Source organism: Shewanella polaris (assembly GCF_006385555.1).
GTDB classification, from domain to species: Bacteria; Pseudomonadota; Gammaproteobacteria; order Enterobacterales; family Shewanellaceae; genus Shewanella; species Shewanella polaris.
Genome location: NZ_CP041036.1, coordinates 1,612,976 through 1,633,881, shown reverse-complemented (window position 1 = coordinate 1,633,881; position 20,906 = coordinate 1,612,976). Strand labels below are relative to the sequence as shown.

Genomic DNA, 20,906 nt, shown 5'->3' with positions numbered 1-20,906 from the left:
GAGTCCATAGAATGAATTAATCTCAAATTAGCGGGTCGCCCATGCTTACTTTAATTCAATCTAATCAGATGGAAGTGTTATCTGAACAACTGGCCAAACTGTTGGCTATTCGTTTAGATAACGTCAGTTTATTAGCCAGTGAGCATGTGTTAGTTCAAAGCCCCGGGATGTCGACTTGGCTGCGTTTAGAAATCGCTAAACACAATGGTATCGCCGCCGCATTATCGTTCCCGTTACCCTCTAGTTTTACTTGGCAGTTATACCACGACCTGCTGCCCGATGTACCAAAAGATAACGCCTTTACTAAAGCGGCGATGACCTGGAAGTTAATGGACTTATTACCAAGTCTGCTAGATAACCCAGACTTTAGCCCGCTCAAACAGTACTTATCGCCTCAAGTTGATACCACTGCTGATATTGCTAATGCAGATATGCTTGATACAGATGTAGACGCGAATACTGATACTGATATTGATACTGATACTAATGTTCATACAGCAAACAGCCACGCCATATTACAGTTCAATCAATCACATGATGCAATTAAGCTATTTCAATTGTGTGGTCGCATTGCCGATATTTTTGACCAATACCTAGTCTATCGACCTGAGTGGATTTTAACGTGGGAGCAAAACCAGCCGTTATCAAGCATCGACAACCGCCTAGCATTAGATGAAAACCAACAATGGCAACCGATCCTGTGGCGAGCATTAATTGACTATAACCAACATCATTTGCATGCCAGCCATTATCATCGCGCCAATTTACATGCCGATTTAATTGCAACCTTGGCCAATCCAGATACCGATTTATCGATGTTGCCCGCTCGCTTATACGTGTTTGGTATTTCGTCCATGCCGCCACAAACCCTCGATGTGCTGTACCATTTAGCCAGTCGCATTGATGTCATTATGCTGTCTCTCAGTCCTTGCCAGCATTATTGGGGCGATATTATTGAGCCGAAAACCCGCGCCCGCATGGCACTGCAATATGCCAATAAAAAACAACTCGACCAAGACTGGGAAGACAAGCTAGAAGTAGGTAATCCTATATTGGCTAATAATGGTCAAATGGGCCGCGAACTGCTGGATTTATTACTGTCTCTGCCGCCAGAACACACCGACTTTGGTTACGACTGTTATGTTGAGCCCGAGCCGAATAATCTGCTGCATGGGGTGCAATACGATATCTTACAAATGGAAACACTCGGTGAGCCATTAGGGCCAAACGCCAGTGTTTATCAAAACATTCATGCTCGCCGCACCTTATTACCTAGTGATGACTCAATTACCTTACGCAGTTGCCACAGTGCCCTGCGCGAAGTTGAAACCTTACATGATCACCTTTTAGAGCTGTTATCAAACAACAGCGACTTAAGCCCTAAAGACATCGTGATCATGATGCCCGATGTCGCAGCGTATGCACCGTATATTGATGCGGTATTTGGCACAGCCAACAGTCAGTATTTTGCCGACAAAAATCCGCAAAAAGGCGATTACTACATACCTTACGCCATTGCAGACAGGGGCGCAGCGCAAGAGTCGCCGCTGATTAATAGCTTTTTAAGCCTGTTAAATATCAATCAAAGTCGCTTTGGACTCACAGACATTATTGGTATTTTAGAAGTGCCGGCTATTTTGCGTCGCTTCCAACTCGATGATGACGAATTATCATTAATCCGCCGTTGGCTAGACGATGCGAATGTCCGTTGGGGCCGCAGTGAGCAAACTCGTAGCCAACTAGGTGTGCAGCCTTTTACGCAAAACTCATGGGCATTTGGCATTAAGCGTTTAATCCTAGGCTACGCTTTTAACGACGATGCCGATATTTATCGCGATACTTTAATGGTACAAGGCATTGAAGGTCAGTCATCGCAGGCATTAGGTAAGTTGCTCAACTTTTTAGAAACCATCGACACTTATTTTAACTTATTTGCCAATGACTACAGCACCGCAGAGCGTCTTGAACAATTACAACAACTACTCGCCGATTGCTACGACACCACAGATGACGAGCGTGAGCAAATCCAAGCCATTCGAGATGCATTAGTCACCCTAGACACAGAGCTTGAAAGCGCCGGTCATCAAGGCCAAGTCGATATTGAAGTTCTAAAGCAGTGGTTTAATCAACGCTTAACTGAATCTCGGGTCGGCCAACGTTACCTTGCTGGTAGCGTGAATTTTTGTACCTTAATGCCAATGCGCTCAATCCCCTTTAAAGTGGTGTGCTTGCTGGGAATGAATGACGGCGTCTATCCGCGAGTACAACATCCTGTCGGGTTTGATTTAATGGCACATTTTGGCCCTAAAAAAGGTGACCGCTCGCGCCGATTAGACGACCGCTACCTATTTTTAGAAGCGTTACTGTCGGCCAGAGAGCAACTTTACATCAGTTATATTGGCCACAGTGAGCGCGATAATGCTGAGCGCATTGCCTCAATGCTAGTGTCTGAATTGGTCGAATATTGCCAACTCAGCTACCTACCGCAATCCTTACAGCAACAGCTTGAACAACAAGCCGAAATCAACCTTGATGATGCCGATAAATCCGTACTGGCACAGCTTATTCAAGCACAACCTTTGCAGCCGTTTGACGCTAAACTTTTCCGGGAAACGCCACTATCTGCGCATAGTGTGAATAAGCTGCAACATAGCTTTAATGCCCAATGGTGCCCGCCACCAGCCAATGCGACCATTAACAATCACTTTTTTGAGCAAGCATTACCTTTGTCGGCTGAACAGGCGGATGAAGTATTTGCCCATACTCATATTAATAGCGAAGGCATTAAAGTTGTCGAACTCGAATTGTCGGCATTAATCCGTTTTTATCGTAATCCAGCGCAATTCTTTTTCAACCGCAGTTTAAAAGTCGATTTATCATTGGATATTCAAGCCGATGACAATGACGAACCGTTTAGCTTAAATGCACTCGAGCGTTATTTATTGCAATCACGCATGCTCGACAATGCCATTGAACATCAACTCGACAGCCCAGATCTCGAATTACTCAGCAAGCTCAAAACCAGCGGTGAATTGCCAATGGCGCCGTTCGACGACTTGTTAATTAATCAATATTTACGCGATATATCGCCGTTGATTAATCGGGTGCAGTTTTTACAAGACCAACAAGCCATGCACACGTTGAATGTTGATCTTAACTTTGATTTACCGATGCAGGATTTTCCAGCGCATGCTCTATCTGTGCAGGGTTTACCAGAACAAGCAGATACAACCCATTCGTCCATCGTGCGAGTCAATCTTGTCGGCCGTATTGACGATATTTTACCTAAAGGCTTAGTCAATTACCGCCCCGGCACTGCCCACGGACGAGATTTTATTCGAGTATACTTGCGTCATTTATGCATCAACGCCATGGCAAATTCGTCCACCTCGGGCATGGGTAAAAATCAATTCAGTTACTTACTCGATATTGGCCATTTTCATGCCTTTGCACCTATTACTGCTGAACAAGCGCAGGCACAATTAATGCGCTTTATCAGTGGTTTTATTCGGGGGCAAACTCAACCCTTGTGCTTTATGCCTAAAACGGCTTTCGCCTATGTTGAAACCGATGGCGACCATGAAGAAAAGCTACTTAAAGCCCAGCAAAAATGGGATGACGGCCAAAACCAGTTCGGCGAAGGGCACGACCCACATAACCAGCGTTTATTCCATTTTCCAGAAGACTTTAGCGAAGCGACATTTGGGGCATTAGCCATCCATTTACTGCAACCCATGTTAAGCCAGTATCACAAAGATAAATTGGCAGAATTAGACACCTTTGTCAGTGGCACCGCGGTTGATATTCAAGCGCAACTCATTGCCAACGCAGCTAAACTAGGAGCGCATTAATGGACGCTATTACCGTGACACCGCTTAATGCCCTCACCTTACCGTTTAGCGGTTCCAGCTTAATTGAAGCCAGTGCTGGTACGGGGAAAACCTATACTATTTCTGGTTTGTATTTACGTTTATTGTTAGGCCACGGCGGTAAAGCACCACTAAGTTGTGAGCAAATTTTGGTGGTTACCTTCACCAACGCCGCCACTGAAGAACTCAGAGACCGAATTCGTAAACGGATTAACTTAGCGTTTAAACGCTTTTTAGGCTTAGCCGTCAATGATGAGTTTATTGAACAGCTTTACCAAGACACCTCGGAAGATGAACGTCCTATTGCGTTAAGACGCTTAGACTTAGCGTTAAAGTCGTTAGATGAAGCGGCCATTTTTACCATTCACGCCTTTTGCCAACGCGTGTTGTCAGACATGGCATTTGAGTCGTCATTACTATTTGAGTCCGAATTTACCCTCGACGACAGTGAGTTTTTACACCATGCGGTGCGCGATTTCTGGCGTGAAGTCTGTTATCCCTTACCGCCCTTTTTAGCTCAAGCCATTAGTGATGTGTTTGCCGAACCTGACGTGTTAGCGCAAAAGCTACGACCGTTATTAGGTGCAAGCCAAGCCGTGCTGTCAAAGCAGCCTCTGGCCTTTGACACCCTACAACAACAGCTAAGCCAAAGCATCAGCCGCTTTACTTTATTGTGGCAAAGCCTGCACGACAGCACCCTTGAATTATTGCAATCGCTGCCATTAAACGGTCAACGATTTGGTAAAGGCGCCGACGGTTACCCTAAACTTAGCCAACTGTTTGATAGTATTAGTAACTGGGTGAAATTTGGCCAAGGATTACCGCCAATAAAAGCGCTGGAGCAATTGGCATTATCCGAGCTTAAACTCAATAAAGGTGGCGTTATCCCCAGTGCTGCTGAAGCGCCGTTACTGGAGCATATTGAGCGCTTACTTGAGTTGATTAATCAGCTTATTCCGTCATTTTTAGTGCGCGCCCGTGAGGGTATTCGCCAACGCTTTGCCGGCCAAAAACAGCAACGCAATTTAATGACACCCGATGACCTATTGCTCAGCTTAGCCATGGCGCTCAGCCAAAACCCAATCACCCTAGCCCATGCCATTGCTAAGCGTTTTCCAGTAGCATTAATTGATGAGTTCCAAGACACCGATCCACTACAATTCACCATTTTTAATCAGGTGTATCAACAGCCGCTAGCATCACAGCTGGACTTAGCCGCAGATACCACTGTTCACAGCCCAAATGATGACAGTAAAAGTAATGACGACATTGGTAATGACAACAACGATGATGACGCTAATAAGGGTCGTTTAAGTTTATTAATGATTGGCGATCCTAAGCAGGCTATTTATGCTTTCCGTGGTGCCGATATTTATACTTATATTGCCGCGCGCCAACAAACACAGGCCCATTATAATCTTGACACCAATTACCGCTCATCGACTCAGTTAGTCAATGGCGTTAATCAGCTATTTAGTCAACACCAAGACCCGTTTATTAGCCAAGCTATCCCCTATGATATTGTTAAAACCCCATCATCGGCAGCCAATAAACACCTGAGTGAAGCGACAACCAATCCTGCGGCGTTGCGGATCCGCTTATTAGCCGAAGACGATGTTAATGGCTTAAACAAAACTACCGCAAGACAACGCCTAGCCGCTGATGCTGCCAGTGAAATAAAACGCTTACTCACCGAAGCTCAACAGGGATTATGTAAAGTTAATACCAGCCTTGAACAGGAAGCTAAACCGCTCATTGCCAAAGACATTGCCATATTGGTGCGCGACCGTAACGAAGCGGCCGTGATGAAAGCGGAATTATCAGCACGTAAAATTGGCGCGGTATTTTTAAGCCGAGACAGCGTATTTAACACCATTGAAGCCCGTGAAATGGCGATTTTATTGTATGCCTTAGCCACGCCTAAAAATGAACGCGCTATCCGCGCCGCACTGGCCACTGAGCTTGTTGGTTTTAATGCCCAGCGGATCCATCAATTTAACCAAGATGAAGAACAACGTCAGCAGGTATTAGATCAATTCACTCATTGGCATCAGTTATGGCAACAACGCGGCGTTATGCCTGCGCTGCTTAACTTTGCCAGCGAAACCAAGCTAATTCATCGTTACCTATCGCAATCTGTCACGGCTGACATTACTAATGACAACAGTTATGGCAGCAATAGTGACAACAGCTTTAATGATGCTGATGACGACAACGCAGCAGATCTTAAAGCATCTGGTGAAAGACGCTTAACCGACTTTAGGCATTTAGCCGAATTACTGCAGCAAAAGGCCACTGAGCTTGATGGCAGTAGTGCCCTTATCAATTGGTACGAGCAACAACTGATTGGTAACAATGGTGGTGATGAGCAGCAACTGCGCTTAGAAAGCGAGCAAAACTTGGTGCAAATTGTCACTATTCATAAAAGTAAGGGCTTAGAATATCCGGTATGTTTTGTGCCGTTTGTCAGCTTAGCCCGCGGCAATAAAAAACGCCCTGCGCCGATGATGTACCATAAAAATGAGCAGCTCATATGGGATATCGACGCCACCGACGAAGGCTGGGAACAACTCAAACAAGAAACCCTCGCTGAAGATTTACGCCTACTATATGTGGCGTTAACACGGCCGGTTTACGTGTGTTATTTGTATATTGCTAACCAAAGCCGTCAGTTAAAGGCAGGGATCAGCAGCCAATTACATGAAACAGGCATCGGTTATCTGTTGGGCATTACCGACAAGAAAACTGACTTTGCTCTTATTCAAGCCAAAGTGAATGAAATTGCCACGTTACCGGCAATGAGTGTGGAATGCTTAGGCAACAATATTGACGATTCTGTGCTCGCCGATATCCACGACAATAATGACCCGCTAGCGGCCAAAAAAGTCACTCGTGTACAGAGCCTTGCATGGCGCGTGGGCAGTTATTCTGGCTTGGTGAAACATCTGCCTCACGAGAGAGTCGCGCCCGGTGCCGACGATGAAGACTTCACAGATGAGTTAATCCAATTACAGTTACAAGATGAACTCACCAGCGAACCCGTACTTGATCGCTTTACCTTTGAACGCGGCGCCAATGCCGGTAGTTTTATGCATTTAGTGTTAGAACTGTTTGATTTTACCCAAGCAGACACCGAGCTGACACCTGCGCTAACAAAAGCCATGAAACAATATGGATTTGACGAAACCTTATGGCAGCAACCGTTAATGGACTGGTATCAGCAAATATTGACCGCACCGCTGTTTATCGAGCCATCGTCACAGGATACATCACTGACATTAAGCCAATTAGGCATGAAGCAAAAAATGGTCGAAATGGAGTTTTATTTGCCTATTTCAACCTTACAAGCATCGCAATTAAATCATATTTTGCAGCAGCACGGTTATGTCGCCGGACTCGACTTTGACACCTTAAAAGGCATGTTAAAAGGCTTTATCGATTTAACCTTTGAGTACCAAGGCCAATTTTATATTGCCGATTATAAGTCCAACCATTTGGGCGATAACTATAGCGACTATACTCGCTCTGCCATGGCTAAAGCCATTGATGCTCATCGTTATAATTTGCAATACATCTTGTATACCTTGGCGTTGCATCGTTACTTATCGCTTAGATTACCAAACTACAATTATCAGCAACATATTGGCGGCTGCTATTACCTGTTTTTACGCGGCATGCATCCTGAGCATCCTGGCGCGGGGGTGTTTTATGACAAACCACCGCAAGCATTAATCGAACAACTCGACAGCTTATTTACAGGCCATACAGACAATCGTGCGCCGGAGATGTCATCATGTTAATACTCACCCATCCAATCACTGAGTTATTGCACCTTTGGCAAGAACAGCGGCTCATTACCGCACTCGATCGTCATTTTGCTTTAGAGCTGGCCAGTATTGAAACCATCAATAACAATCCCGCAATAAGCGAACAACAGCCGCAACTGTTCTTGCTTGTTTGCGCCATGCTTAGCCAGCAATTGTCGAATCAGCACAGTTGTTTAGTCATCGAGCAAATTGATTTAGCCAATCCCATGGCAGAAGACAACCGCGGCAACGCTGAAATCAATTGTCGGATTGAGCTTAACCATCAACAATTGATTGAACAAATCGCGCTATTTGATGCCGTCGGCCAGCCCGGTGACAACAAACCGATGATCTTTGAACATGGGCGCTTATATTTAAATAAGTACCATTTCTTTGAAACTCAAGTGGCGGCTAAGTTGACCCAATTAGCCAATCAACAAATTGAAATCGACCTAGCTAACAGTCATCTGCCACAACTCATTGAATGCTTATTTTCCGCAGAAGACAGCAATAGCAGCCCGTTTAATTGGCAAAAAATAGCCACGGCAACGGCCTTAGCCAAAGCATTAGCGGTGATCACAGGTGGCCCTGGAACCGGTAAAACCACCACAGTAACTAAACTCTTATTGTTACTGTTAACCCAATCGCCGCTAACCATCCGTTTAGTCGCGCCCACAGGTAAAGCGGCAGCAAGGCTGAGTGAATCGATCAAGGCGTCTAAACATCGTTTACTGCAACAGCTCACTCAAGTCAGCGACCCAGTATTGGCGAAAGTATTAACAGATTCGCTAAAACAAATACCTGAAGAAGCTTCAACATTGCATCGACTATTGGGGGTTATCCCAAACTCGTACCAATTTAGGCATCATCAGGATAATCCGTTGCGCTTAGATTTACTGGTGGTCGATGAAGCATCGATGGTCGACTTACCCATGATGTATAAATTACTCAGCGCCCTGCCGTCTCATGGCCGTTTGATATTGTTAGGCGACCAAGATCAACTCGCATCAGTAGAAGCTGGCGCAGTGCTCGCGGATATTTGTGTTGGCTTAAAACAAGCTAATCAGCATGAGGCATCGCCATGGTCAATGCGTTACAGCGCAGCACAGGCAAAGCTCATTGAGCAATTAACCCAACAAAATGTCAGTCAGTTTATTCATCAACAGCCTAAAATTGGTGACAGTTTGTGTATGTTGATGCACAGCCATCGTTTTAAAGGTGATGCAGGTATTGGGTTATTAGCCAATGCGGTTAATCAATCAAATGTGCATGCGATTCGCCAAGTGTGGCAAGATAATCATGCTGAATTGAATTGGTTTGAACATCAGCATAATGCCCAGGGAGATAACACTGGTAAACAAGCGTTATTGGCATTATCGGTACACGCTTATGGTGAGTATCTGAGTTTGGTACAAGAAAATCAGCAAAGGATAAATCAACAGGCCATTATCGATCAAGCGGATCGACAAGACAGCGCCATAACACTGCCTCATACTGAACAAACCATCATCGACAGCTTTAACCAATATCGAGTCTTGTGTGCCATGCGAGCTGGAGAGTTTGGGGTTGAGGGAATGAATATCGCCATCACCGACAGCCTTAAACACGCCAAACTGATTAATCCCCAAAATGAGTTCTATTTAGGCCGACCGATCATTATTCAAAGTAACGATTACAACTTAGGCTTATTTAATGGCGACATTGGTTTAATCTTGCAAGACAGCACTAAGCCAAGCCGCTTAATGGCCCACTTTGTTATGGCCGATGGCAGCCTGCTTAAAGTATTACCCGCACGCTTACCAAGCCACGACACTTGCTACGCCATGACAGTACATAAAAGCCAAGGCAGCGAGTTTGATAAAGTCAGCTTTGTATTGCCGCATAAACCCAGCTCCGCCCAATGGCAGCTACTCAGTAAAGAACTGCTTTACACCGCCATCACCCGCGCTAAAAACCATTTTTATTGTTTAGGCACTGCAATGATATTTGAAAAAGCCAGCAAACAAGCCACATCACGAGCATCGGGTTTAGCTTGGAGATTATGGGGCTGAGTGGTTAAAGCAAGTAATCAGAACTGATAAGTGAAGCAGATGGATCTATTGTTTAATTTAAATTTGACAGTAAATGCAGCCAAATGGGAACTGCTAGTCTATTGACAGGGGGAAGACTCATATATGTTATGCTTTACTCCCATCAGGCAATCTAACTTCAAGTATTTCATTCAGTTCTTGAGGAGTTAATATCTCAGTTGTTATATCACTAAGATCTCCAACATTTAATGTATATTTTTCTGGTATTTTATAATTTAGGTCGATTAATATACGATGTTCACGTTGATGTTCAAATGTTTTTCTTTTTTGAAAACCATGCATATCAGAATCTAACTCCCCACTAAAAATTTGATCATCAAAGTAATCAACCAACGATATGGCACCATCAACATTTATACTTTTTATTGCAGATTTCGCTCTTGATATAAACTCACTAACATTTGTGATTGCAACACAATAAGAACCGAGCCCATAACACTTAGAATGTACTTCAAGTATATTTTTAAACTCTTTCAATGTATCAACAGAAATTTTGTCAAATCCTCGTGAGTTTAATGCATAGGTACAAAATGCATTTCGCGAAAGTAGATCATTACTATGAACTAAGACTGCTCCATCGAAGGAATCTGAATCTAATTTTATATTTCCAATCTCAAGCTGAATATCATCAGATTGGAAATATCCAACAATACCTTCACATGGGTCTCCACGCAGCTCACCATTGTCATCTATCCAATCTTTATAATCACGGAGTGTTTGCATATATAACTCACCGTTAATAAAACTTTGAGCATGTTGTTTTTCTTTAAATATTTTAACCAGTGCATATATCAAATTATCACCTTAGGCATAAACACCTAGATCATACTGAAAAATTGATTAATCAAATGAATCAAGCACCAATTTTTATGACGTATTATTCATCAAGCAATTTGGTTGCCTGCTTAACTGCTATCTTTTTAGTTATATCAATAACTGCAGAAAGACCTTCTCTTTGAAATCTATCTTTAATTATGGTCAAAACATCTGGTTTATTAAGAGCTAAAGCAAAATCATACCCTTCTGAAGTAATTCGCCAAGGCATACCAGAAGTAAACTCATATCGTCCTTGCTCATCAAATTCAAGCTCTATTCCTAGTTTTCCATGGGAAAAAGCCCCCGTGATTAGTTTCTTTTCTTTCATAAGAATCAAGTGATGGGCTAACTTTTGTGAGTCTTTTTCATATAACTCAATAAAGTCATCAACACTAACGGTACTTGTTTCTGACTCTACAAAATTTATCAAAATTTCATTTATAAATTCGTAATCTAATTTCATTATTAGCTCAATATATCCAGACACTCATAAGGTTATAGTATTTATGCGTTGAGCGGTTTGCAAAGCATAAATCATTTGTTGGAATTGGCTGATGAACATCCATATTAATCAGAATAATCGTGGGTAGCCATGTTTACGCTTGTTAATTGGAAGAGTTAATTGTTTTGGTTGCATTCTCTTCCGTCATCCGGCCAAACAAAACACTCATCATATAGCCAATCCGTTCTTCAGCATTACCAAATTTATTACCATTTAGACTATTTGGCGCTTTAAACTCTACTTTTCCAACACGCTGACCATTTTGAAATGCTTCAATATATGCATCGTTCATATAGAGTGCCAAATCCCACCCCCAATGCCCTTCATACTCAAGCGTCAGTTTTTCTAAATCATGCTTCGATCCATCACTCGATGTAGTGTATTTGAAATTATGTTTATCGAGCCAAGACTCCATTGTCTTCTGAAATCCTTCTCGTGTTTTTTCATCATTGATAATGACAACCTGCACATCACCACTTTCATAGTCATTAGCAATGGCTGTAGCGGTGTATTTTGGCGCAGCACAACCAGCTAAAACCGACGTAAGCAACACAAATGCAATTACAAATATTTTCTTCACTTTAAACCCTTGATACGTAAGTAGGCCCCCCCCATTTTTATTGCAAATAATCAGGGTGGCTTTTTTTAGCTTCAATTATTGATCTGTTATTGACTGGACAAAGAGTAACATCTCAAGTATTGGGGTTGGTTCACCCCTTGGGATAAGTACGACTTGCCAGTTCTTTTTTATATTTATGTTCGGTTACGTACCACATGGTTACACCAAATAATAAACCAGCTAATGACCAAACAATAATGTGAACGATTGCGGCTTTAGAAGTAAAACCATCTACGAAAGGCTTGTTCATAAATGCCATTATGATTAACATTGGTAAACCATACGACAAAACGCCTCTAATTAGAAAAAAGTTTAACTTACTTTTTTCACGAGTTAGTTTCCATGCCTTGAATTGATCATCCTTCATCTAAAATATCCTCCATAATTGATTTACATACTACGCCCTAATAATAGGCGAAAATTATTGGCTAAGAAATTAACTATGCTCATTATCCAATTTTGCTGTCAATAATTGTGGGCGGCATTGTTTAAGTATTCACTAGACAGAATTTGGAAAAAATTGCGTTTTTTTTATTAAAAATATAGAGTAATTAGAGTCGTTAAAGCTATATTAAACGGTTAAATACTAATTGATTAATATGTTTGATAAACAAAAAAAGCCAACTTTAAATTTTTTGTTTAACACTATTTTATTGGCCTATAAGCAACAATATGAACAGTTCCTTTGCCTTTATATTTAGTCATTTCAAAATGCTTATCAAGAATTTTAATTATCTCAGGAAATTTACTAACACCATATGTCCTAGGATCAAAATCAGGCATTGATCTTTTTACAAAACTTCCTGCTGAGGATAGGTTTGCCCAGCCATCATCATCTTGAAACTTCTTCCAAGCTTTTTTGAGAACAGGTACTAGAGCCTCTACAGCTAGGTTTTCGGACTTACTAACCGCAGCTGATTTATTTTTTGGAACATTAACAATATCTGGATCTAAATTTTCTGTAAAGATGAAGTCGTCACAAGCGTTTCTAAATGCTATAGGAGTCTTCTTTTCCCCTACTCCAAAAACCAGTATTTCTGACTCACGTAATCTAGACGCTAATTTTGTAAAATCACTATCACTAGAAACCAGAGCAAATGCATCAAATTTATTAGAATAAAGTAAATCCATCGCGTCGATTATTAACGATGCATCTGTAGAGTTCTTGCCTGTCGTGTATGCGAACTGTTGAATTGGTTGAATAGCTAATTCATTCAACGAGACTTTCCAGTTTTTCAAATATTCACTAGACCAGTCTCCGTAAGCTCTTTTTATAACGACATGTCCATGCGCAGATATTTCATCCATTATTGTTTTAATTTTTGAATATTGTGCATTATCAGCATCAATTAGAACTGCAATTTTTTTGTGGTCATCTAAATCTTTCATTTTATATCTCGGATAATAATGGTAACTACACAGACATTTAACGTTTTGAAGAGCGATGCGAGATGCGTCATTAGGCACCGTAGCTTCAACTTGTTACATACTGCCCAGGGATGAATCATGCCAGACATCCACATTTTCGCCAGCGATTAAAAACCGATAGCCTGGCGGGAGCGATAAATATTTTTCTACTTCAGGTAGATAGTTTGCAATATGACTGACGTGAAGTGGTTTGAAGAAATCTGCATATTTAGACATGTCTTCACCGCACCAAATATACCAGCCACAAGAACCATTTTCCGGATTGTGCCGTAAACCATTAATGGGAAGCTTGCCAATTGTTTCAATAGCAATGCCAATTTTATCCCCTTCGAGGCTTGGAAAAGGAGTCACTCCAAATTTTAAACATACATCTTTTTGATTAGGCACTATATATCCTAAGGCGTAAAAAATTAATCATGCCACCCATTTTTATAACCGATAAGAAGGGTGGCTTTTTTAGCTCCAACACTTGAGATAAGGACGCGGCTTAGCGCAGCCTATCCCTATTTGCTTTATTGTTAAGCTTTTAAAATAACCAAGCAGTAGGGTTCTCAATTGGTTTTTCCAGTTCAAGTGCTTTCATGCCCTTGAGTGAGCGAATTATTAGCCAAACTGCCCAGAATAAGAGTACAAACCAACCAATGATAACTAAAGATAAAATTGAGCCTAAGAAGATATAAATAGCACCAATCCAAAAAGTCCTAATTTGAAACTGATAATGGGTTTTTAACCACTCAGGGGCATCACCTTTATTGATGTAAGCCATTACTACACCGATTATACCTGTAATACCAAACAGTAAACCTACCATGTAAAGTAAGTAAACTATTTTGGCTTGTTCCTTAGTCGTAGGGACGCTTTCTACTACTTCACTCATCTATTTATCCTTTAATTGTGATGAATTTTATAATTAATTCTTCAATATTTGCTTAACAAGAAACTATGCCTCTCATTTTTAAGATAATTAACATAACTGCTTTTAGCGTTGATTGCGATAGCTTTCTGACTATTCAAATGTAAAACTTGAACGAAAATCATCAATAAACTGAGTGGCATATGGAAAATTATGCACAATTCGGTAGAGTTAAAGCAGCACTCGCAGCTGGTTTGGTATCAAGCAGAAAAACAGGTTACTGTTTCAGTGTGAGTTCTCGTTTTAAATATTAAGCCTTAAGCACACAACCAACGCTGGTAGTTTAAAGCGCCTTTAAATAATGAACCAAAACGACTTGGCCCATAGCGCTTTTAATCCATTACATCAATGTTATAACCTGATAAAATATATAGTTAAAATACTTAAAAGGACTTATTGTGAAAAAAATATTGTTTATAGCCTGTGTGCTCCTATCATCTAAAAGCTTTGCTTTAGATCTTGCCAAATACCCGATAGAGCTGAGTTCTGGTGATGGTGTTAACGTTGCTATTGCACCAACAACAGACAAAAAACAGGCGTTAATAAAAGTAACGGGCATTAATCACGAGATTGATGGCGTTACATTTTTGACCGATTTAAAACCTCACGGTAGTAACAATGCTTATAAATATAGTTATGATGGCTCTGAGCGCAGCCTAGTAAGTGTCGATGACGGATATGGTTGTTGCTCGTATACTCTGTATATTCCAGAAACACGAGAAGGCACCTATTTATCAACAAAAGAAGAGTCTAACCCAGCGATCGTTGCAGATTTAAAAGCACAATATGAACAGCAACTAGGCAAAGGTATTCAAGCTAAGTTAGCGAGTTTTAATCGTGAAAAACATTTAACTTACCAACAGAAAAAAATCACTGATGCTAATAGCGAAATTGATAAGCGGTGTGGCGTAAAAATAAAGACAACTGTCGATTGGAAAACGATTGATGATAAAACATTACAAAACTACGCTGTCGGTTCATTTTGTGCACAGGTAGCCAGCGAAATGGTTTCTATGTGTGAAAACGATCCAAGCTTTAAAAATAAAATAGCCCCAATTAATACTATTGAATGTCAATTTACCAATGAGTTAAAACTGCGTCAAAACAGTCAAACCCTGACATTTAAAACAGCACCTAAAGCGCCAAATCAACCTCAGTTCATTAAGTCTTATTTACTAAACTTATAATGCAGGTCTAACAACAAAAAAGCACCTTAGGGTGCTTTTTTGTTGTCGATATGAATCAAATACCATCAAACCTAATGAAATAATTAGCTCAAAAAAATTATCAGACTAATTAACAGTAATGGTTTTCTCATACCATCCAGGTTGTTATAAGCGTTTATGAATGTCCAATTTTAGCTTATGGCTGTCTAGCTTTAGTTTCGTTAGCCATTTAACTCTACTCTATATGGGACTCTTTTAAAGATGCTGATGACGATCTGCTTCCACTGTTTGCACAAATACATGATCATAATAAAAAGCTGCAATGACATTTGCGCTTATGCATAAGATGCTAATTTATTTGCAACTACTGCAGTCTATCCCCAAATTAATCAAAAGCTAACCATTGCGATCCATTTTTATCGCCACATTATTGAACACCATTATATCAATAGGTTGAATTGGGAGTGCTCTCTGGATTCACCTCACCATAAACTTCTTCAGGATCAACATCATTAATCAATAATATTTCTCTAACGGTTTCAATATGATCTAATATTTTTTGGTAATTATCACCATACTCATATTTAGTCACTTCAATTGATTTAGGCATGTACGTAAACGCAATTTTCAATGCATTTAATGCAGACTCACTCATTTTGTCACTTTTTGCTTCATTATTTACATCACTTATCTCTTTACTCATAACTTCCCCCATACAAACAGTCCTTATTTAATAGTCTGAATTGATAGCATTTTACTCAACTATTCTGCCACAAGACAGACTTGCAATTGATTGTTCCAATAAGCACACAAGCGGTGCATGACTCCAACTATGCCGCTCTTTTTATCGCTAATCAACTTAACTGCTTCCGACTCAGATTACGATAGATTTTCACGATAGCGAACTAACAAAATATTCAATTTAATCATAAACTTGTAGCTTGCCAACCGATGAAACATTCAAGAGTATAGAAGATAGAAAACTTTTCATTCTGCAAACCCCCAATACTAGGACCATTATTAAATAACTGTAAAATCAACCATTTGATAGATATACACAAAACTGAAACCCATTTGTCAATAAATTGTAATGGTAGTGTTACTTAATGTTCATTAAAACCCTCTAAGTTATAGCCACGTTCTAAAATAACTTAACTACAACATAGGGTAATATGAATATGCTCAAACAAGGCTTATCAGTGGTTATTGCTAGTATATTGTCTTCGGCAACATACGCAGGAGCTGCAACCGCAGCGACAACGACTGACACACAACTCAATAATGCTTGGTATAAAGACGGCCAAACAACCATCACTGAAAAATTACAACAATCAAGATCAACAAGAGCAAAAAATGTCATCTTGTTTGTTGGCGATGGTATGGGTATTTCTACACTTACCGCAGCTCGAATTTTACAAGGACAATTAGCCGGTAATTCTGGTGAAGAAGGTTACTTAAGCTTTGAAACATTTCCTTATTCAGCACTGGTTAAAACTTACAATGTAGATGCACAAACACCAGACTCTGCTGGCACCATGACAGCCATGATGAGCGGCTTAAAATCAGATGCCGGTGTTCTAGGTGTTGATGAAGACGTTGTTCGTGGTACTTGTGCCTCAGTCAAAGGCAACGAAGTGGTAACAGCCTTAGAGTTAGCCGAAATAAAAGGCTTGTCGACAGGCGTGTTATCAACTGCACGTATTACTCATGCAACGCCAGCCGCCACATATGCAAAATCAGCAGACCGTAACTGGGAAGATATCTCAGACATGGATATTGAAAATAATGCTGAACGTGCAGATTGTGAAGATATTGCATCACAACTGGTTAACTTTGAAAAAAATCTAGAACAACGTTACACCGGAGTTGATGTAGACGGCATTGATGTTGTTATGGGCGGCGGACGTCGTCATTTTTTACCTAAAGATGCCACATTTAATAGTGCCGATGCTGTAAGCGATATTGAAGGCGACCGTACAGATGGTCGTGATTTGACCGCAGAATGGAGTGCTATGTATCCAAATGGCCAATACGTTATTGACCAAACTGGATTTGATGCCATTGACACAGAAACCTCTGAACGTGTTTTTGCTTTATTCAATGAATCTCATATGCAATACGAAGCCGACCGAGCCAATGATATTGCTGGCGAACCAAGCCTTTCTCAAATGACAGAAAAGGCCATTAAAATACTTGATAACAATCCAAAAGGTTACTTTTTAACAGTTGAATCAGGACGAATTGACCATGGTCATCATGCTGGTAGCGCAAGCACAGCACTAAATGATGCGATTGAGTTTTCAAATGCAGTTCAAGCTGCATTAGATGCAACAAATGATGAAGAAACGCTAATCATTGTCACCGCCGATCACAGCCATGTGTTTACGATTGCTGGTTATCCAAAACGTGGTAACCCTATTTTGGGTAAAGTCGTTGGTATTGGTGCTACTGACCCTAGCGAAGATTCAGATGGTAATCCTTACACCACATTAGGTTACAGCAATGGACTTGGTTTCAGAGACTTAGGCACTGAAACAGATGGCGATGCATCTTATGCTTCTGAAGCCATCGCAGGCCGTCAAGACATCACTGCGATCGATACCACTACATCAGGCTATCACCAAGAAGTTACTGTTCCATTAAGTAGCGAAACTCACGCAGGAGAAGATGTTGCTATTCATACATCTGGTCCAGGAGCGCAATTAGTTCAAGGTACTGTTGAACAAAGTGTTGTATTCCATTTAATTAATCGTGCTCTTGGTTTAGTTGGTCAATAGACCCTATAAGGTTTTTATGATGAATAAATTTATACTATCAACAATAACAGTTTCTTTGGTTTGTGCATTATCAGCTTGTGGCGACGACGGTGACAATGGTACAGATGGAGTAAACGGTACTAATGGTACTAATGGTACTAATGGTACTAACGGAACCAACACATTAATCACACAAACACTTTTATCAGTAGGCAATGAAAATTGTATCAATGGCGGTATGCAAATTGACACAGGTATAGATACAAATGCTGATACTGTTTTAGATGCGTCTGAAATAACAGCAACTCAATATGTATGTTCACCTGCTGCGACCACAGTAAATGATACCGAACTATTAACCAGTTTGAATAATTCATGGTTTAGACAAGGCGCTGCCGAAATAGAAACGGCAGACGATATTTGGAACAAAATAGATAGCCAATTAGCAAACAATGCCAAGGTATCGATTGCAAAAGTATCTAGCACGGAAGAAATAACCGCACTTAAAGGCTCAGCTAAAAATGTGATTTTATTTGTTGGTGACGGTATGGGTGTTTCAACTGTAACCGCAGCACGTATTTTAGATGGCCAAAATAAAGGCATGCAGGGTGAAGAAAACCAATTAAGCTTTGATAAATTCCCATTTTCTGGTTTAGCAAAAACTTACAACGTTGATGCACAAACGCCTGATTCTGCTGGAACAATGACAGCCATGATGTCGGGAGTTAAAACAGATTCAGGCGTGTTAGGTGTTGACGAAAATGTGGTTAGAGGCAACTGTGCTAGTACTAAAGGCATTGAAATGATTACTGCACTAGAGTTAGCTGAGATTGCAGGAAAATCAACGGGTGTAATCTCAACCGCACGCATTACTCACGCGACACCTGCTGCGACTTATGCAAAGTCAGCAGAACGTAACTGGGAAGACATCTCAGATATGGATATTGCCAACAACCCTGAACGTGCCGATTGTGAAGATATTGCATTACAGTTAGTTAATTTTGAAGCCAACTTAGAAGCTAGATATGCCGGTGTAGATGTTGATGGCATTGAAGTTGTGATGGGTGGTGGCCGTCGTCACTTTTTACCTAAAGATGTTGCCTATAACAGCAATGATGCAGTCAGTACCATTGAAGGTGACCGTACTGATGGCCGTGACCTAACTGCAGAATGGCAAGCTCAATACGCAACAGGTGTTTATGTCGTTGACCAAGCTTCATTTAATGCTATAGACACTGAGGCTACACCACGCATATTTGGTTTATTTAACGAATCACACATGCAATATGAAGCTGACCGTGAAAATGATATTGCTGGTGAACCTAGCTTGTCAGAAATGACAGCCACTGCCATTAAGGTGCTTGATAATAACGACAAAGGTTTCTTCTTAACGGTAGAATCTGGTCGTATTGACCATGCTCACCATGCCGGAAATGCATACAATGCACTAAATGATGCCATCGAGCTTGCTAAAGCTGTACAAGTCGCAGTTGATGCAACAAGCGAAGAAGACACCTTAATTATTGTTACTGCAGATCACAGCCATGTATTTACCATTGCTGGCTACCCTAAACGTGGTAACCCAATATTAGGTAAAGTGGTTGGTATTGGTGCGACCGACCCAAGTTTAGCCTCAGACGACATGCCTTATACAACGGTAGGTTACACTAACGGCCTTGGCTTTAGAGATTTAGGGACCGAAACTGATGCCGATGCAAGTTATGCAGCGGCTGCGGTAACCGGCCGTGTTGACTTAACCGATGTTGATACATCTACAGCGGGTTTCCACCAAGAGTCATTAGTACCATTAGGCAGTGAAACGCATGCGGGTGAAGACGTTGGTGTTTTTGCAGTAGGACCTGGCGCTCACTTAATTACAGGGACAAATGAGCAAAGCTTAATATTCCATGTAATGGATTACGCTGGCAACCTTTCTGGTGCAGCCGAATAAATACCGCTAAATAAGTCATCAATAAAGAATAGGGGTTCGCCCCTATTCTTTAACTTTTAACCTCAATCTTGATACTTAATCAGCCAAAAAGACAAAACACATGAAAACTCTATTATTAATAACCGCTATCATTTTCCCGTTATTTGCATCAGCAAGTGACATTTGCCAATCAACAACCCTTATGGCGACATATAATATTGAACCAACGACTAATGACTTAGCACCAAACAAACAAAACCAATTGGTTTTATTAAGAGCCCAAAACTCTGTATTTCATATCAGCAATCACGAAGTAGCAACACAGTGGACAACACTGCCACATAATCACATGAAAAAAACCTCATACTTTATTGATGACAAACGTGCCATTGAATATGAAGCAACCAAAACGATATCTAATCAAGCATGGCAATATCATGCTCAATTACTGCACCCATTATTTCAACAGCAGTCAACACTCATTGAGACGACTGGACAAGGTTGCGATAAACTAGAACATTATCAACAACAAACAAATACAAAAACGGTTGATATATGGTGGTTTCCTGCAAAAAAATTAGTACAACGCATTAGTACTATATTGTCAGATAAAAGTGGACCTGCAGATAAAGCCATAAATTGGCAGTTATCCGAAATGACTTACGACAACAAAATGATTCAACAACAGTTAGATACATTCTCTGCATACCAATCGACCGACTTTGCTGATATTGGCGATAATGAATCTGACCCATTTTTTAGAAAAATGATCAACTTAGGTTTTATAGAACACAGTGCATCAGGATTTTATGATAGCGAAGGAAATTCATTATCGTCAGCACATCAGCATTAACAGCGTACTGAAGTGATGAGTGAGATTTATCGACACTCTACACTTATATCGCAAATGCAGAGAACGTCGTCTTGAGTTTGTAAATCTGTCATATCCTTTTTCATACCAAAGTGAAAAAGGATAAATTTGAGTTATTATTGAGGTCGGTGTGAATGGGG

At 40.8% G+C, this 20,906-nt stretch carries 15 protein-coding genes; 7 read left to right on the top strand and 8 right to left on the bottom strand.

Annotated features, from left to right (window positions below; translation table 11 throughout):
* The first annotated feature begins 41 nt into the window (after positions 1-41).
* Genes recC through recD form a run of 3 tightly spaced genes read left to right on the top strand, consistent with a single transcriptional unit; the run spans position 42 to position 9,726 of the window.
* Positions 42-3,851: an exodeoxyribonuclease V subunit gamma gene (recC, locus tag FH971_RS07200; RefSeq protein WP_140233846.1), complete on the top strand. Its 3,810-nt coding sequence runs from the start codon at positions 42-44 to the stop codon at positions 3,849-3,851.
* Positions 3,851-7,669, top strand: coding sequence for a UvrD-helicase domain-containing protein (locus tag FH971_RS07195; RefSeq protein ID WP_140233845.1), 3,819 nt, complete (start codon positions 3,851-3,853; stop codon positions 7,667-7,669). Before recC ends, FH971_RS07195 begins: the two co-directional genes overlap by 1 nt.
* Complete coding sequence (gene recD, locus FH971_RS07190; protein ID WP_140233844.1) at positions 7,663-9,726, top strand: exodeoxyribonuclease V subunit alpha; 2,064 nt, start codon at positions 7,663-7,665, stop codon at positions 9,724-9,726. Before FH971_RS07195 ends, recD begins: the two co-directional genes overlap by 7 nt.
* Before the next feature lie 126 nt (positions 9,727-9,852).
* Here recD and FH971_RS07185 read toward each other — a convergent pair whose 3' ends face one another.
* From FH971_RS07185 to FH971_RS07155, 7 genes are all read right to left on the bottom strand, one after another.
* On the bottom strand, positions 9,853-10,560 hold the full coding sequence (locus FH971_RS07185) for a hypothetical protein (protein WP_101087954.1): 708 nt from the start codon (positions 10,558-10,560) through the stop codon (positions 9,853-9,855).
* 82 nt (positions 10,561-10,642) lie between these two features.
* On the bottom strand, positions 10,643-11,044 hold the full coding sequence (locus FH971_RS07180) for a DUF2513 domain-containing protein (protein WP_140233843.1): 402 nt from the start codon (positions 11,042-11,044) through the stop codon (positions 10,643-10,645).
* 142 nt (positions 11,045-11,186) lie between these two features.
* A complete protein-coding gene (locus FH971_RS07175; protein ID WP_240778452.1) occupies positions 11,187-11,738 on the bottom strand; it encodes an Sbal_3080 family lipoprotein in 552 nt (183 codons plus the stop codon).
* Between the two features lie 55 nt (positions 11,739-11,793).
* Positions 11,794-12,069 (bottom strand): protein kinase family protein, encoded by a 276-nt coding sequence (locus FH971_RS07170; RefSeq protein WP_140233842.1) that lies wholly within the window; start codon positions 12,067-12,069, stop codon positions 11,794-11,796.
* 278 nt (positions 12,070-12,347) lie between these two features.
* Positions 12,348-13,091 (bottom strand): NYN domain-containing protein, encoded by a 744-nt coding sequence (locus tag FH971_RS07165; protein ID WP_140233841.1) that lies wholly within the window; start codon positions 13,089-13,091, stop codon positions 12,348-12,350.
* Positions 13,092-13,184: 93 nt separating this feature from the next.
* On the bottom strand, positions 13,185-13,517 hold the full coding sequence (locus FH971_RS07160; RefSeq protein WP_137221479.1) for an immunity protein Imm33 domain-containing protein: 333 nt from the start codon (positions 13,515-13,517) through the stop codon (positions 13,185-13,187).
* A gap of 139 nt (positions 13,518-13,656) precedes the next feature.
* Positions 13,657-14,007, bottom strand: a complete 351-nt coding sequence (locus FH971_RS07155) for a DUF4870 family protein (protein ID WP_140233840.1) — start codon at positions 14,005-14,007, stop codon at positions 13,657-13,659.
* 434 nt (positions 14,008-14,441) lie between these two features.
* Here FH971_RS07155 and FH971_RS07150 point away from each other — a divergent pair, with 434 nt between their 5' ends.
* The gene (locus tag FH971_RS07150; RefSeq protein ID WP_140233839.1) at positions 14,442-15,230 is read left to right on the top strand and encodes a hypothetical protein; all 789 of its coding nucleotides are present in this window, start codon (positions 14,442-14,444) and stop codon (positions 15,228-15,230) included.
* 424 nt (positions 15,231-15,654) lie between these two features.
* Here FH971_RS07150 and FH971_RS07145 read toward each other — a convergent pair whose 3' ends face one another.
* Positions 15,655-15,912, bottom strand: a complete 258-nt coding sequence (locus FH971_RS07145) for a penicillin-binding protein (protein WP_140233838.1) — start codon at positions 15,910-15,912, stop codon at positions 15,655-15,657.
* 469 nt (positions 15,913-16,381) lie between these two features.
* On the opposite strand from FH971_RS07145, the gene FH971_RS07140 reads away from it, so the two are divergent.
* The 3 genes from FH971_RS07140 (at position 16,382) to FH971_RS07130 (ending at position 20,748) form a co-directional block, all read left to right on the top strand.
* The gene (locus FH971_RS07140; RefSeq protein WP_140233837.1) at positions 16,382-17,986 is read left to right on the top strand and encodes an alkaline phosphatase; all 1,605 of its coding nucleotides are present in this window, start codon (positions 16,382-16,384) and stop codon (positions 17,984-17,986) included.
* 19 nt (positions 17,987-18,005) lie between these two features.
* Entirely contained in the window at positions 18,006-19,916 is a 1,911-nt protein-coding gene (locus FH971_RS07135; RefSeq protein ID WP_167496083.1) for an alkaline phosphatase, read from the top strand.
* Between the two features lie 100 nt (positions 19,917-20,016).
* A complete protein-coding gene (locus FH971_RS07130) occupies positions 20,017-20,748 on the top strand; it encodes a hypothetical protein (RefSeq protein ID WP_140233835.1) in 732 nt (243 codons plus the stop codon).
* Positions 20,749-20,906 lie beyond the last annotated feature (158 nt).